This is a genomic window from Bradyrhizobium sp. GW821-FHT12B03 (assembly GCF_058807535.1).
In genome coordinates, this window is the sequence record NZ_JBXAQU010000022.1 from 38993 (window position 1) to 53881 (window position 14889).

Annotated in this window: 15 protein-coding genes and 1 pseudogene; 4 read left to right on the forward strand and 12 right to left on the reverse strand. The window is 65.8% G+C overall.

Features of this window, described 5'->3' with window-relative positions; translation table 11 throughout:
* Window positions 1-36: 36 nt before the first annotated feature.
* Both AC1RUR_RS31820 and AC1RUR_RS31825 read left to right on the forward strand, forming a co-directional pair.
* A complete protein-coding gene (locus AC1RUR_RS31820; RefSeq protein WP_492851435.1) occupies window positions 37-1194 on the forward strand; it encodes an ABC transporter substrate-binding protein in 1158 nt (385 codons plus the stop codon).
* On the forward strand, window positions 1194-3263 hold the full coding sequence (locus AC1RUR_RS31825) for a putative bifunctional diguanylate cyclase/phosphodiesterase (protein ID WP_492851437.1): 2070 nt from the start codon (window positions 1194-1196) through the stop codon (window positions 3261-3263). Before AC1RUR_RS31820 ends, AC1RUR_RS31825 begins: the two co-directional genes overlap by 1 nt.
* An 11-nt stretch (window positions 3264-3274) precedes the next feature.
* Here the strand turns inward: AC1RUR_RS31825 and AC1RUR_RS31830 are convergent, their stop codons facing one another.
* From AC1RUR_RS31830 to AC1RUR_RS31870, 9 genes and pseudogenes are all read right to left on the reverse strand, one after another.
* The gene (locus AC1RUR_RS31830) at window positions 3275-4000 is read right to left on the reverse strand and encodes a sulfite exporter TauE/SafE family protein (RefSeq protein WP_492851439.1); all 726 of its coding nucleotides are present in this window, start codon (window positions 3998-4000) and stop codon (window positions 3275-3277) included.
* Window positions 4001-4043: 43 nt separating this feature from the next.
* Window positions 4044-4961 carry a ribokinase gene (locus tag AC1RUR_RS31835; RefSeq protein WP_492851441.1) on the reverse strand — a complete coding sequence of 306 codons (918 nt, stop codon included), beginning with the start codon at window positions 4959-4961 and terminating at the stop codon, window positions 4044-4046.
* Window positions 4962-4974: 13 nt separating this feature from the next.
* The gene (rpiB, locus tag AC1RUR_RS31840; RefSeq protein WP_458157157.1) at window positions 4975-5421 is read right to left on the reverse strand and encodes a ribose 5-phosphate isomerase B; all 447 of its coding nucleotides are present in this window, start codon (window positions 5419-5421) and stop codon (window positions 4975-4977) included.
* A gap of 68 nt (window positions 5422-5489) precedes the next feature.
* Window positions 5490-6281 (reverse strand): transporter substrate-binding domain-containing protein, encoded by a 792-nt coding sequence (locus tag AC1RUR_RS31845; protein WP_492851443.1) that lies wholly within the window; start codon window positions 6279-6281, stop codon window positions 5490-5492.
* Window positions 6282-6301: 20 nt separating this feature from the next.
* A complete protein-coding gene (locus tag AC1RUR_RS31850; RefSeq protein WP_492851664.1) occupies window positions 6302-7060 on the reverse strand; it encodes an amino acid ABC transporter ATP-binding protein in 759 nt (252 codons plus the stop codon).
* Window position 7061: 1 nt separating this feature from the next.
* The gene (locus tag AC1RUR_RS31855; RefSeq protein ID WP_492851445.1) at window positions 7062-7730 is read right to left on the reverse strand and encodes an amino acid ABC transporter permease; all 669 of its coding nucleotides are present in this window, start codon (window positions 7728-7730) and stop codon (window positions 7062-7064) included.
* 7 nt (window positions 7731-7737) lie between these two features.
* Complete coding sequence (locus AC1RUR_RS31860) at window positions 7738-8421, reverse strand: amino acid ABC transporter permease (protein WP_492851447.1); 684 nt, start codon at window positions 8419-8421, stop codon at window positions 7738-7740.
* A gap of 10 nt (window positions 8422-8431) precedes the next feature.
* Window positions 8432-9358 (reverse strand): annotated as a pseudogene (locus tag AC1RUR_RS31865) (NAD(P)-dependent oxidoreductase); the annotation flags it as partial.
* A gap of 27 nt (window positions 9359-9385) precedes the next feature.
* Complete coding sequence (locus AC1RUR_RS31870; RefSeq protein WP_492851449.1) at window positions 9386-10126, reverse strand: FadR/GntR family transcriptional regulator; 741 nt, start codon at window positions 10124-10126, stop codon at window positions 9386-9388.
* Window positions 10127-10426: 300 nt separating this feature from the next.
* On the opposite strand from AC1RUR_RS31870, the gene AC1RUR_RS31875 reads away from it, so the two are divergent.
* Window positions 10427-10795 (forward strand): GFA family protein, encoded by a 369-nt coding sequence (locus AC1RUR_RS31875; protein WP_492851451.1) that lies wholly within the window; start codon window positions 10427-10429, stop codon window positions 10793-10795.
* 4 nt (window positions 10796-10799) lie between these two features.
* On the opposite strand, the gene AC1RUR_RS31880 is transcribed toward AC1RUR_RS31875, so the two are convergent.
* A complete protein-coding gene (locus AC1RUR_RS31880; protein ID WP_492851453.1) occupies window positions 10800-11570 on the reverse strand; it encodes an exodeoxyribonuclease III in 771 nt (256 codons plus the stop codon).
* A 40-nt stretch (window positions 11571-11610) separates the two neighbouring features.
* On the opposite strand from AC1RUR_RS31880, the gene AC1RUR_RS31885 reads away from it, so the two are divergent.
* Window positions 11611-11829, forward strand: a complete 219-nt coding sequence (locus tag AC1RUR_RS31885; protein WP_492851455.1) for a cysteine rich repeat-containing protein — start codon at window positions 11611-11613, stop codon at window positions 11827-11829.
* A gap of 12 nt (window positions 11830-11841) precedes the next feature.
* Here the strand turns inward: AC1RUR_RS31885 and alr are convergent, their stop codons facing one another.
* Together alr and AC1RUR_RS31895 are read right to left on the reverse strand one after the other, a co-directional pair.
* Window positions 11842-13119, reverse strand: coding sequence for an alanine racemase (gene alr / locus AC1RUR_RS31890; protein WP_492851666.1), 1278 nt, complete (start codon window positions 13117-13119; stop codon window positions 11842-11844).
* Between the two features lie 64 nt (window positions 13120-13183).
* Window positions 13184-14689, reverse strand: a complete 1506-nt coding sequence (locus AC1RUR_RS31895; RefSeq protein WP_492851457.1) for a replicative DNA helicase — start codon at window positions 14687-14689, stop codon at window positions 13184-13186.
* Between the last annotated feature and the right edge of the window lie 200 nt (window positions 14690-14889).

Below are 14889 nucleotides of genomic sequence, written 5' to 3' on the forward strand. Positions count from 1 at the left end.
GGCCAGTTTCGGAACCAATACGGGGTGGCGGAACGAATGACGATATTCTTGCGGATATTGCTCGCTGCGGGCATGGCCTGCGGCGTTCTGGCGCCCGCCGGCCGTGTCGTCGCGGCCGACGCCAAATCCCTCAACATCGTCTTCGTGAACCCCGGCAAGACCGGCGAGGTCTATTGGGACATGGTCGCGCAGACCATGCAGGCCGCGGGCCGCAAGCTCGATGCGCAAGTCGAGGTGCTGACCAGCGAGCGCAACTACCGCACCATGCAGGAGCTCGGGCTCGGCGTCGTGGCACGTCCCGACAAGCCCGACTTCCTCATTCTCTCGAACGAGGAATCCGCCGCCGTACCGATCCTGGAGGCGGCCGAGGCCGCCGGGGTCAAGACGCTGCTGCTCTCGAACACGCTGATCGGCGGGGATGCGGCTCGCCTCGGACCGCCGCGCCGGACGCTCAAGACCTGGCTCGGCGACATCACGACCGATCTTCAGACCGCGGGCGCGCGGATGGCGAACGCGCTGATCAGCGCGGCGCGCGCCGAGAAATGGCAGAGCCCGGACGGCAAGATCCACATTCTCGGCATCGGCGGCGACGAGATCACGCCCGCCTCGATCGCCCGCAACGCCGGGCTCGCGCTCGCGGTGGCGGCCGCGCCCGATGTGGTGGTGGATCGCCTGCTGTTCGCCAACTGGACGCAGTCCGAAGCCGAGCAGGTCACGGCGAATTATCTCAGCTGGGCCTCGCGCAAGCAGATCCGGCCCGCCGGCATATGGGCCGGAAACGATCCGATGGCGCTCGGCGCGCTTCGCGCCGCCGCCGCTGCCGGCCTCATGCCCGGCCGGAACATCGAGGTGGTCGGCCTCAACTGGTCGGAGGATGCGCTGCGCGAGATCAAGGCCGGCCGTCTGCTCCTGACCGACGGCGGGCATTTCCTGCTCGGCGGCTGGTCGATCGTCCTGCTCCGCGACTACGCCGATGGTTGCGATTTTGCCGCCGTCTCCCCCCGCGTCGAGGTCAAGACATCCGCGATCACGCGCGACAATCTCGCTTCGGTCGGGGACCTCATCGCGACGCGCGCCTTTGACAGGATCGATTTTGCACGGTTCCGGGCGAAGGTGGGACGCTGCGGCCAGTATGATTTCTCCCTCGATGCGCTCATCTCGTCCCTGGCGCGTTCGGACGGCGCCGGTGATTGATGCGCGATGGTGAGGCGATGACCGGTCCGGATCGCAACGCGCAGCCAGCGCCACCGCGCTCGCGCTCGGTCGTCCGCGCCATGATCTGGGCCACCGTGCCGGTGCTGCTGGTGGTGCAGTTGCTTGCCTCCGCCGGCGTCGAGGTCTCGAGCTTCTGGTCGCAGATCAGGCAGCTCGACGCCCGCATCGCCCGCACCGCCGAGAGCCGTGCCGAGCTGATCGCCGAGCCGCTCTGGAAGATGCGTTACGACCAGGTCACGGGCGTGCTCAACGAGATCATGCACGACGAGACCATCGCGGCGGCGGCCGTCTATGACGACACCGGCGTTGCGATTGCCCGCGTGGTGGCGCGTCCGGCGGACCAGGCGGCGGTCGCCGAAGTCTCGCGTCCGATCAACTACAGCAACGGCAACATCGCCGTGCAGGCCGGACGTATCGCGATCGCCTATTCCTACGCGACAGTCTATGCCGACACCGGCAGCCGTCTGATGCTGCTGCTGATCGTCGGCCTGCTCGCAACGCTCGCGACCATGGTCGCGATGCGGATCTCGGCCAACATCTTCATCGGCAAGCCGCTCGCCGCGATCATGTCGGCGATCCAGCGCAGCAAGCAAGACGGCCGCGCCTATCCGGCGGACATCAGATCGTCCAATGAATTCGGCCAGCTCGCGCACGCCTTCAACGCGATGCAGCACACGACGTCAGGGGCGCTCGACCGGCTCGGCCACATGGCGTCGCACGACCCGCTCACGGGCCTGCCCAACCGGCGCTCGCTGTCCGAGCGCCTGGTGACCTTGAGCGGCGATGCCGGCTCGCCGGATTCCCTGATCGCCTTCTGCTTCATCGATCTGGACGACTTCAAGGGCATCAACGACACTTTCGGTCACGACGCCGGCGACAAGTTCCTGGTGCACATTTCCGAACGCCTGCGCGATGCGGTCGAGCCGCGGGACTGGGTCGCGCGGCTCGGCGGCGATGAATTCGTCGTCATCCGCCCCGAGGTCGGCAATGAGGCGACCGCGCAGGCCTTCGCGCGCCAGCTGCTGGATGCGATTTCCGAGCCGATCCGGCTGCACGACAAGCAGGTCGTGCCGCGCGCCAGCATCGGCCTTGCCGTCCGCCGTGCCGGCGATCCCGAGCTGTCGCATTTGCCGGCGCTGGCCGACATCGCGCTCTACCATGCCAAGACCAAGGCGCCCGGCACCGTTGCAGTGCTGGACGAGACGCTCCAGCGCCACTACCGCCGTCGCAGGGAGATCGAGCTTGCCATTCCCGCAGGCTTCGACGAGGGGCAGTTCGAGGTCTGGTATCAAAGCCAGGTCGACCTCGAGAGCCAGAGCGTCGTCGGCCTGGAGGCGCTCATTCGTTGGCGCCACCCTGAATATGGCGTGATCGGTCCCGGCGAATTCCTGTCGCTGATCGAGCGCAGCGGCAACAATGCGCGGCTGACGCGCTACGTGCTGGCCGACGCCTGCCGCGCGCTGCAACGTCTGGCCGCCGCCGGCAGGTCGGATATCCGGATCGCGATCAACCTGCCGCCGTCCGAGCTCGCCGACCATTCGCTTGCCGCCGAGCTGCGCGAGACCTGCCTGCGGTTCGGCGTTGCGGCATCGATGCTCGAGCTCGAGATCACCGAGGGGTCGCTGATCAACAACATTGCCAGCGCGTCCGAGACCTTGCATCGCCTGCGGCGGCTCGGCGCCACCATCGCGCTCGACGATTTCGGCACGGGCTACAGCTCGCTCGCCCATCTCAGGCGTTTCCCGCTGGACAAGGTCAAGATCGACAAGGCCTTCATCAGCGAGATTCCGGACAGCGCGGAAGACAAGGCGATCGTCGGGGTCATCGCATCGCTGGCCGGCACGCTGGGGTTGACCCTGGTCGCCGAAGGCATCGAGCGGGCCGAGCAGGCCCAGGCCATGCGCGAGATGGGCGTGAGGTTCGGGCAGGGCTTTCTCTATCAGAGGCCGCAGCCGCTCGCCGCCGTGCTGCAATCGCTCGAGGGGCAGGCCGTCGAGGGCCGCATCCGCCTCGACAGTCCGCCGATCGCGCCCGAATTCGCCGCCTGAGCGCGGTGCGCCTAGGGCTGGGTCGCGTTCCAGAGCATCGAGAGCCCGGCTGCGATCATGATCGCATCCATCACCATGCGGAACATCTCGGGTTTCAGGTGCATGACGAAGCGCTTGGCGACAAAAGCGCCGGCCATCAGCGAGGAGCCTGCGATCAGGCCCTTGATGAAGATCTCCTGCGTCAGCGCGCCGAAGCGTTCGAACGTCACCGACTTCGCGAAGTAGAGGCCGAGCGAGGCGGCGGCTTCGGTCGCCAGGAACGCACCTTTGCTCAGGCCGTAGAACAGGAACAGCGGCACGCTGAGCGGGCCGGTCGAGACCACGATGCCGGTGAGATAGCCGATGACGGCCCCGCCGATTGCGAGGTGCCAGAGATTGGCCTTGAGGTCGTGCCGGGCGAGCCAGTGGCGCACCGGCACCATCGCGATCAGGAAGACGCCGATGGCAAGATCGACGGCGTGCGAGGGCAGCGCCAGCAGCGTACGTGCGCCGAGCGCTGCGGCCGGAATGCCCGTCACCGAATAGGCCGCACAGGCCCGCCAGTCGACCTCGCGCCACCAGGCCAGAATCCGCGAGAAATTCGCCATCACGGAGGCCACCGCCATGATCGGCACGGCCTCCTTTGGCCCGTAGGCGTAGACCAGCACCGGCATCAGCATGATCGACGAGCCGGTGCCGACGATGCCTGAGATGGTGCCGGCGATGAGGCCGACGGTGAGGACGAAGAGGAAGGCCAAGGGCGCGGCTCCGGGAATCGGAGCAGTGTAGCGGTGGACGAGGCTAGGCGAGAGACGGAATCTTCGCCCGCATCGGCATGCCGGCCTGCGCACCGGGCGTGAGGCACTTTTGGGCCGCCGCTTCGCATCCGACCTGAAGCGCAGTTTGCAGTGGAACCTTCTCGTGGATCATCGCAGCGAACGCACCGGCAAAGGTGTCGCCGGCGCCGGTCGTGTCCACCGGCGTGATGCGCGGGGCGGGGACGCGCAAACGGGCGCCATCGGCCGTCACGGCCAGCGCGCCTTGCGCGCCTGCGGTGACGATGCAGGTGAGGTCGCCGGTCCTGCCGAGCTCGGCGGCTGCGGCCTCGTAGTCGGGCGGAGCGAGGCCGAGGGCCGTGGCGGCGTCGATCGCCTCATGCTCGTTGACGAGAAGATAGTCGGTGACGGCGAGAAGCTCGGACACCATCTCGCGGGCCATCTTGTCGGGGACGGGCGCAAGGTTCCAGACGACGGTGCCGCGGGCCGACGTCGTCCGCTGCGCCGCTTCGAGCGCCTGCGCAAAGGGAACTTCCATCTGAAGCACCAGCACCGTGTCGGGGCGAAACAGCGCGGCGGGCAGGTCACCAGCACTTGCGGCCAGATTGGCGCCGCTCGCCACCGTGATCGCATTCTCGCCGGATTGATCGACCGTGATGAAGGCGCAGCCGGTTGGCTCGTCGGTCCTGACTACGAGATCGGTGTCGACACCGTTTGCCCGGAGGTTCTCGATCGCGCTGTCGCCGAATCCGTCCCGGCCGACGCGCCCCGCCATCCGGACCTGTCCCGGTCCTGCGATCCGCGCGGCGGCCACGGCCTGATTGGCACCCTTGCCGCCGAAATGGGTCTGGTAGGACGGCGCCAGCACCGTGCGGCCGGGACCGGGAATGACCGGCACCTGCGCGACCAGATCGATGTTGAGCGACCCGAACACCAGGATCATGGCGGACAGGCCGTCAGCCTTGCTCGTCCATGATGCGCAGCTTTTCCACGCGGCGGCGGAAATCCTCGTCGGTGGAGAATTCGGCGGAGAGATAGGACGAGACGAGATCCACGGCGAGCCAGGCGCCGACGATCTGTGCGCCGATGCACATCACATTGACGTCGTCATGCTCGACGCTCTGATGGGCCGAATGGACGTCGTGGCAGACTGCGGCGCGAATGCCCTTCATCTTGTTGGCGGCGATCGAGGCGCCGACGCCGGTGCCACACACCATGATGCCGCGTGCCGCCTCGCCCGACGTGACCTTCTGCGCAACGGCGCGCGCGATGTCGGGGAAGTCCACCGGCTTGTCGTCATGGGAGCCGACGTCGACGACGTCGTGGCCGAGCTTGCGGATGTGGTCGATGACGGTCTGCTTGAGCGGCCAGCCGGCGTGGTCGGATCCGATGACGAGACGCATGTAATATCCCTCTTGATTGTTCATTGACCGTGACAGCCGCGAAACGGCTGTCACGGCTTCTTTCTGGTTCAGCTACGCATGTCGGCCGGCAGATCGACCCCGTGGAACTTCTTGTAGATCGCGTTGAGCTTGCCGTTCTTGACGTTCTCGGTGATCCAGGCGTTGAGCTTGTCCATCAGGCGCTGCTCTCCTTTCTTCAGGCCGATGGCGAGGTCGAAGGTCGCCAGCGGAATCCGGGATTCGAACACGCGCGAGGGGTTCTTCACGCCGATCTGGTTGATGATCGTCGCCGACGAGGCGACGCAGTCGACCTGGCCGGACACGGCTGCCGTCACCATGGTGGCATCGTCGTCGTAACGGGCGATCTTGAGGTCCTTGTCCTTCATGTTGGACAGGGTCGTATCCTGCGTCGTGCCGCGCGAGACGCCGATCGACTTGTCCTTCAGGTCGGGCCAGTCCTTGACGGCCGAGGACTTCAGGCAGCCGATGTCGGATTGCAGCGTCGCGTAGCGTTTGGTGAAGTCGATCACCTTGGCCCGCTCGGCCGTCACCGACAGGGTCGAGATGATGATGTCGGCCTTGCCGGTGAGGACATTCGGGATGCGCGTTGCGCCGGTGGTCTGGATGAATTCGAGCTCCAGCCCCCAGTCCTTGGCGAGCATCTGGGCCACTTCGACGTCGGAGCCGGTCGGCTTCATGCTGGAATCCATCATGCCCGAGGGCGGGATGGCGAGGTCGGTCGAAATGCGGATCTTCTTGGCCTGCGTGATGTCGTCGAGCAGATCGGCCGATGCCGGCGTTGCCGTCATGACGATCAGGCCAAACAATGCGGCGGCGGTCCCCTTCAATGTCTTTGTCATCCCTGGTTCTCCTCTCCCTGTTATGATTTTAAGTTTCCCGTGCCCACGAATTGCGTGAGCTCGGGTGTCGTCGGCGACGTCAGGATCGAGGCGGGTCCGGTCTCGTGGACCTTGCCGCGATGCATGAACACGATCCGGTCGGCGATCCCCTTGGCAAAGCCCATCTCGTGCGTGACCATCACCATGGTCATGCCGTCGGCCGCCAGCTGCTCGATCACCTTGAGCACTTCGCCGGTGAGCTCGGGGTCGAGTGCGGAAGTGACCTCGTCGAACAGCATGACCTTCGGCTGCATGGCGAGCGAGCGGGCGATCGCCGCGCGCTGCTGCTGGCCGCCGGACAGCTGTTCGGGATAGGCGTGCAGCTTCTCCTCAAGCCCGACCTGCGCCAGCACCTTTCGCGCGAGATCCCTCGCCTGCGACGTGGCGATGCCCTTCACGGCGCAGGGGGCAAGCGTGATGTTCTGCTCGATCGTGAGATGGGGAAACAGATTGTAGCTCTGGAACACGATGCCGACGTCCTGGCGCAGCGCGCGCAGATCGACGTCGGGACGGTCGACCCGATGTCCGCAGACGACGATCTCGCCGGCATCGACTTTCTCGAAGCGGTCGATGCAGCGCAGCGCCGTGCTCTTGCCGGAGCCGGAGCGGCCGATCAGGGCGATCACCTCGCCGCGCTCGACGGCAAAGGAGACGCCGTCGAGCACCCGGAGCGGGCCAAAGCTCTTCTGCACGTCGCGGAGCGACACGATTGGTTCGGAGGAAGGAGCGTTTTGCTGCATGTCAGGCTGGCGCGAGGTTGGACCGGCCACGCCCCATCCGCCGTTCCAGCTTCTGGCTGAACAGTGACAGGGGATAGCACATGGCGAAATAGACGACGGCGATGATGGCGTAGATGGCGAACGGCTCGAACAGCGAGTTGTTGACGATCTGGCCCGAGCGCATCAGCTCGACGAAGCCGACGACGGAAGCCAGCGAGGTGTTCTTGATGATCTGCACCATGAAGCCGACGGTCGGCGGCGTCGCGATCCGGATCGCCTGCGGCAGGATCACCTTCATCATGCGCTGGGTCCGGCTCAGCGCCAGGCCCTCGGCGGCCTCCCATTGCGGCTTCGGCACGGACTGGATGCAGCCGCGCCAGATCTCGCCGAGATAGGCCGCGACGTAGAGCGTCAGCGAAGCGCCGGCGGCCGCGAGCGGCGAGACCTTGAGGCCGATCGCGGCAAGGCCGAAATAGCCGAGGAACAGGATGACGAGCAGTGGCGTCCCCTGGACGAGCTGAACGTAGACGGCGCTGGCGATCCGCACCGATTTGAGCGGCGATATCCGCGCGAGCGCGATCACGAAGCCGACGATGCCGCCGCCGATCAGCGCGATCACCGATAGCCCGATCGTCCAAAGCGCACCCTGGCCGAGGAACATGAGGTGATTGATGTTGAGATGTCCGCCCATGGTCATCTCACAACGGCGTGCCGAGCCGGCGCCGGCGCGGAAACAGCACGAGGCCAAGGCCCCAGAATCCCGCGCGCATCACCAGCGACAGGATGACGTAGAGGACGGCGACGATGATGTAGGTCTCGAACGCGCGATAGGTGTCGGACTGGATGTAGTTGGCGACCGCGGTGAGCTCCTCGGCCGAGATCTGCGAGCACACCGAGGAGGCCAGCATCAACAGCACGAACTGGCTGGTGAGCGCGGGATAGACCTTCTCGATCGCCGGCAGCAGGATGATGTGCCAGTAGATCTGCAGGCGCGAGAGCGCCAGGCCTTCGGCCGCTTCGATTTGTCCGCGGGGGATCGCCTCGAAACCGGCGCGCATGATCTCGGCGGTGTAGGCCCCGACATTGATCGTCAGCGCGGCCACGGCGACGGTGAAGGCGGAGAGTTTCATCCCCAGGCTGGCGAGGCCGAAATAGACCAGGAATATCTGCACCAGCAGCGGCGTGTTGCGAATGGACTCGACATAAACCTTGCAGGCGCCTGCAATCAGCGTGCTGTGCGCGCCGCGGCCGACCGCCGCGAGCGTGCCGAGGAGGGCGCCGAGTGCCGTCGCGAAGGCCGCAAGCTCCAGTGTCAGCGCCGCGCCGGCGGCAAAGCTCGGCCAACGCTCCAGCACTGCGGGAAAGTCGAGTTGGAGGCTCATCGCCGTTGGTTCAGCCGGTTGTCTGGTTGGTCATGCGGTCATAGACGCGGAACAGCGCCTGGTTGCCGTTGCTGCCCTCGCCATGGGCGCGCGCATCGACATACTGGCTGGTGACGAGCGCGGTGCCGGGCAACGGCACGTTCAGCGCCTGCGCGTGTTCCTGCACCAGACGGAGGTCCTTGAGCTGGAGATCGATCCGGAAGCCGGCGGAGACGTCGCCCGCGATCATCGCGGGGCCGAGCTTGTCGAGCATCCAGGAGGCGGCGGAGCCGCCGAGCAGCACGCGACGCAGCAGATTGAGATCGAGGCCAGAAGCGCGCCCGAGCGCCAGTGCCTCGCAGATGGCTTGGATGTTGATGCCGCAGATCAACTGATTGCAGAGCTTGACGGTCTGGCCGGCGCCGGAGGCGCCGACATGTGTGATGGTCGTGCCCATCGCCCGGAAGAACGGCTCGGCCTGGGCAAACGCGTCGGCATCGCCGCCGGCCATGATCGAGAGTGCGGCGTTCTTGGCGCCCACCGGGCCGCCCGAGACCGGCGCGTCGATGAAGCTGACGCCAGTTTTTTGCAGGTCGGCATGGATGCGGCGGACCGCGACCGGCGAGATCGTGCTCATGTCGACGATGAGCTTGCCGGGCGGGGGTGATTTAAGGAGTCCTTGTTCGCCGTAAACGGTCGCCTCGACATGGGGCGTGTCGGGCAGCATGGTGATGACGATGTCGGCGCCTTGCGCGGCATCGGCAGGGCTGCCGGCGCGAACGGCGCCGTCCTTGACGCTGTCGGTCAGCGCAACTTCGTTCAGATCGAAGACGCGAACCGGGTGCCCGGCCGTCAAGAGGTTGCGCACCATCTCCCGGCCCATCGTGCCGATGCCGATGAAGCCGACATTGCCCTTGTCGTTCCGTCCCATGTTGTCAGTCCGTTTCTTGGTCGATTGGCCGCTTGATTGACTGGTCTGCCGCGATCAGCCTGAGGCGGTGGTCTTGTCGACGTCGCCGACGACGGCCCGTCGCCGGTACTCGTCGCCGATGGCGAAATGCTTGCGCAGCGTCGCGTCCGCGCGTTCCGGATCGCGCGCGATGACCGCGTCGAAGATCCGCCGGTGGTCGTCGATGAGATACGTCTTCATCGACGGGAACGCCTGCACCAGCTCGCGGCGGCTGCGATGCGAATGTGTCAAGAGGCCCGCCATCGAACTGTGGAGCACCGTCAGGGTCTCCGAATGCGACGCCACGACGATCGTGCGATGGAATTCGAAGTCGGCCATGCCGCCGGCATCGGCCTCGTCGATCGTCTCTCCGATCTTCGCAAGCGCGCGCTGGAGGCGTTCGAAATCGGCGATGTTGGCGCGCTCGCAGGCGAGCCGGATCGCCTGACATTCGATCGCGACGCGCGCCTGCATGACGTCGTCGAGCATGTCCGCCTGCTGGGCGAGCGCGAAGGTGAAGAAGTCGTTGAGCACCGAGACATCAGGCCGGGTCACCACGGTGCCGATGCGGTCGCGGATCTCGACGATGCCGAGCACGGTGAGGGCGCGCAGCGCCTCGCGCACGATCGGCCGGCTGACGCCGAGGAGGGTGGCCAGCTCGCGTTCGGAGATGAGGCGGTCGCCGGGCTTGAGCGAGCCCGCAAGCAGGCGTTCGCGCAAGAAGGCGAACACCTTCTCGAACCCTTTTTCGCCCTCAGTGGCCCGCTTGAGCTCCATCCCGGTCTCTTTTGGTCTGATCTTGGTCAGACCAGTATGCTGACCAAGGTAGCCGCGGTCAAGAGGTCAGATCGCGCGGCCGGGCAGCGGGGCGAGGTGGTTTCGGCAGGGTGCCTGCTAAGGCATTGAATCGATGAGGGGCGGCTACTGTGCATGGGGTTGTTTTTCGTGTTTTTGTTGGTCACCCCGGACGCCGCCAACGCTTGGCTTGCCGGAGTGCGGGAGGCGCCTTGCTGCTGACAGCATGTTGGCAGCAGCGGCCGGCTACGAGCATCTCCTGACAAACGGGGAGAGTGGGTCATGCCGATCGAGGCAAGCTGTCATTGCGGTGAGACGGTGTTCGAGGTGACGGAGGCGCCCTCGAGCGTGACGCGCTGCACCTGTTCGCTCTGCGCCAAGCGCGGCGCGTTGTGGGCCTATTACAAGCCGGCGCAGTTTCGTCTGCTCTCGCCGCCGGACAACGTCGCGACCTACCTGTGGGGCAGCCGCACGGTCAAACACCATTTCTGCGCAAACTGCGGCTGCGGCACCTATTCGGAATCGCCGGACTGGTCGACCGGCAAGCCCGATTTCGACAATCCCAGGGTCGGCGTCAACGCGCGCCTGTTCGATGATTTCGATCTGGAGGCCGTGCCGGTCAACGTGATCGACGGCAAGAATTTGTGGTGAGGGGTCACCGCAGCACCACCCACGCCGGCGCGTGATCGCTGGCGCCGTCCTCGCCGCGAACTTTCTTGTCGACGCCGGCCTTGGCCAGGCGCGGGGTGAGGGCGGGGCTGAGCAGCAGATGATCGAGCCGCAGCCCCGCATCGCGCGGCCAGCGGTTCCGCTTGTAGTCCCAGAACGTGTAGATGCGCTTGTCCGAATGAAGCTCGCGGATCGCATCATACCAGCCTTGTTCGACGAGCGAGGCAAAGGCCGCGCGGCTCTTCGGCTGGATCAGCGCATCCTTGTCCCATGAGCGGGTCGGATAGATGTCGATCTCATCAGGCGCGACGTTGTAGTCGCCGGCGAGCACGACGGGCAGATCCTGCTTGATGAAGGTCCTGGCGTGACGCTTCAGCCGCGCGAACCAGTCGAGCTTGTAGTCGAACTTCGGTCCCGGCTGCGGATTGCCGTTCGGCAGGTAGATGCTGGTGACGATGATGCCGCGCACGGCGGCCTCGATGTAGCGCGCCTCGTGATCGTCGCGGTCACCGGGCAGGCGGTCGCGGGTGAGAATGGGCTCGGCATTGCGGGCGAGGATGGCGACGCCGTTCCAGGTCTTTTGTCCACGCCATACTGCGCCATAGCCGGCCTTTTCGATGGCTGCCGCCGGAAATTCGCCATCACTTGCCTTCAATTCCTGAAGCGCGACGACATCAGGTTTCGCCGCGCGCATCCATGCGAGCAAATTGGGCAGGCGGCGATTGATGTTGTTGATGTTGAACGTCGCGATCTTCATGTAGAGCTAGCGGCTCCTGCCTTCCGTCACCGGAGATACAATGTCCAAGTTGAACTTTGCTGCTTTCGTCGTCGTTGCCGCGATCTCCGGAGCGGCTTCGGCACAATCGTCCGATCCGCGCGGCGCGTGCAAGGCGGACTACGATAAATTCTGCGCCGGCATCGCCCCGGGCGGCGGCATCGTCGCCTGCCTCAACGGCAAGCGCGACCAGCTCAGCGCGACCTGCAAGGCGGCGCTCGACAACAGGAAGAAGAAGTAAGCGGCTGACGGCTCAGCTCGGCAGCGGCGGCGGGGCGGCCGGCTGCTCGACCGGCGGCGGTGCGGGCGGCTGTTCGGCGGTCCGCGCCGGTGCCGGCCGCTCCAGCGGCTCGACCACGTTGCCGCCCTTGTAGATGCGGGCGTAGCGATCGCCGAGGCTGGTCAGCACCTCGTAGCCGATCGTGCCGAAATGATGCGCGAGCTCGTCGACGGTGATGCCTTCGCCGATCAACGTCACCATGTGGCCGCGCCGTGCCGCGTTCGGCGGCAGATCGGTGATGTCGATCGCGATCAGGTCCATCGAGACGCGGCCCGCGACCGGGCAGCGCTTGCCGGCAACGATCACCTCTGCGCCGCGCGTGCCGTCGTTGGAACTGGCGGCGCGGAAATAGCCGTCGGCATAGCCGACCGCGATGATCGCAAGCTTGGTCGGCCGCCGCGCGGTCCAGGTGCCGCCATAGCCGACGCTCTCGCCGCGCTCGACATTGCGGATCTGCACGATGCGCGCCTTGAGGTCGACCACCGACTGCATCGGATTGTCGGCCTCCGGCGTCGGGTTGACGCCGTAGAGGGCGGCGCCCGGCCGCACCAGGTCGAACTGGAAAGGTGCGCCGAGGAAGATGCCGGAGGAATTGGCGAGCGCCGCCGGCACGCCGGAAAATTCGCTGGCGATGCCGCGGAAGGCCGCGAGCTGTTTTGCATTGACCGGGCTGTTGAGCTGCTCGGCCGAGACCAGATGGCTCATCACCAGCGTGATGCCGTGATCGCCGGCATTGATGCGGGGGATGATGGCCTGCGCTTCCGCAAGCGTCAGCCCGAGCCGGTTCATGCCGGTGTCGATGTGAATAGCTGCACCTCCGTTCCAGCCGGTGCGACGGCAGAACACGTCCCATTCGGCGAGCTCGTTGAGATCGCCGATCACCGGACGGCAATTGATCTGGGCGTAGTGCTCGCCGGTGTTCTGGAAATAGCCGCCCAGCACATAGATGGTCGGCTCCGGTACCGCGGCGCGCACCTTGCGCGCCTCCTCGATGGTGGCGACGAAGAAGGTCTTGCAGCCGGCCTTGTTGAGGGCACGAGAGACCTGCGCGGCGCCGCAACCATAGGCATCGGCCTTGATCACCGCCGAGCACTCGGCCGGCACCGCCGTCTTCTCGAGCTTGCGCCAGTTGGCGATGATCGCGTCGAGATCAACGGTGAGCACGCCGCCGAAGGCTGCGAGCGCGGCAGCCTGATTGGCCTCCGCAGAGAGAAGGCCGGATTGCGGGATCATTTTCGGGTCGGACGCCATTGTCATGGCGTCGTTTTACGCAAGAGCCCCGCGCGGTTCAACCCGGGGAACCCAGCAAAGGAACTTAGTACTCGCTGCGATCCGGCAACTGGCCGTCATGCGCAAGGTCGCCGAAGCGCGTGACCGAGGCGTCGAAGTGGAGCTCGACCGTGCCCGTCGGACCGTGGCGCTGCTTGCCGATGATGACTTCGGCCCGTCCGACCGTGCGTTCCATGTCGGCCTGCCATTTGGCATGTTCCTCGGTGCCGGGACGCGGCTCCTTCATGGCGAGGTAATACTCCTCGCGGAACACGAACAGCACGACGTCGGCGTCCTGCTCGATCGAGCCGGATTCACGCAGATCCGAGAGCTGCGGCCGTTTGTCGTCGCGCGATTCCACCTGACGCGACAGCTGCGACAGCGCGATCACGGGGACGTTGAGCTCCTTCGCCAGCGCCTTCAGGCTGGTCGTGATCTCGGTGATTTCCTGCACGCGGCTGTCGCTGGCGCGCTTGCCCGAGCCGGACAGCAGCTGGATGTAGTCGATGACGAGGAGATCGAGGCCCTTCTGGCGCTTCAGCCGGCGCGCGCGCGCCATCAGCTGCGCGATCGACAGACCGCCGGTTGCGTCGACATAGAAGGGCAACGATTGCAGCTCGATCGAGACCTGGCGGATCTTCTCGAAATCGGCCTCGGAAATGCCGCCGCGGCGGATGTGGGAGGAGGGGATGCCGGTGCGCTCGGCCACGATGCGCGTGGCGAGCTGGTCGGCCGACATTTCGCAGGAGAAGAAGCCGATCACACCGCCATTGGCGGCCTTCATGGTGCCGTCGGCCTGGAGTTCCGGAACGTAGGCCTGGGCGACGTTGTAGGCGATGTTGGTCGCCAGCGACGTCTTGCCCATGCCGGGACGTCCCGCGACGATGATGAGGTCGGAGTGCTGCAGGCCGCCCATCTTGGTGTCGAGGTCGCGCAGGCCCGTGGAGATGCCCGACAGCTTTCCGTCGCGCTGGAAGGCTTTGGCCGCAAGATCGACCGCGACCGTCAGCGCTTGCGAGAATTTCTGGAAGCCGCCGTCGTAGCGGCCGGATTCGGCGAGTTCGTAGAGACGCCGCTCGGCGTCCTCGATCTGCGCCCGCGGTGCGAAGTCGACCGGCGCGTCATAGGCGACATTGACCATGTCCTCGCCGATGCCGATCAGGTCGCGCCGCAACGACAGGTCGTAGACGGTGCGGCCATAGTCCTGGGCGTTGATGATGGTGGTCGCTTCGGCTGCGAGCCGCGCAAGATATTGCCCGATGGTCATGCCGCCGACATCCGTATCGGCGGGCAGGAACGTCTTCAGCGTGACGGGCGTGGCGATCTTGCCCATCCGGATCAGGCTGCCGGCGGTCTCGTAGATGGTCTGGTGCAGCGGCTCGAAGAAATGTTTCGCCTCCAGGAAGTCGGAGACGCGGTAGAAGGCATCGTTGTTGACCAGGATCGCGCCCAGAAGGCTCTGTTCAGCCTCGATATTATGCGGCGCGCTCCGATAGGTCGGAGTTCCTGCGTCAGGCGCGAGTTTGAGAACGTTCGAATCAGTCAGGGCCATGGTCGGACGTGCTTAGCAATTTTCTTGGGCGGATGCGGGGCCGGGATAAAGCGCCGCCTCGATCCAAAGCGGAAGCAAAAGCTGACCGCTATCAACCGCTCAGTTAAAATGGTGGATGATTAGCAGCCGCAGCACGCGCCGCGCTTGACGGATTTTTGCGGAACTCGCCTCGGCCTGGAAGTGGCCGCGACCGTGCCATG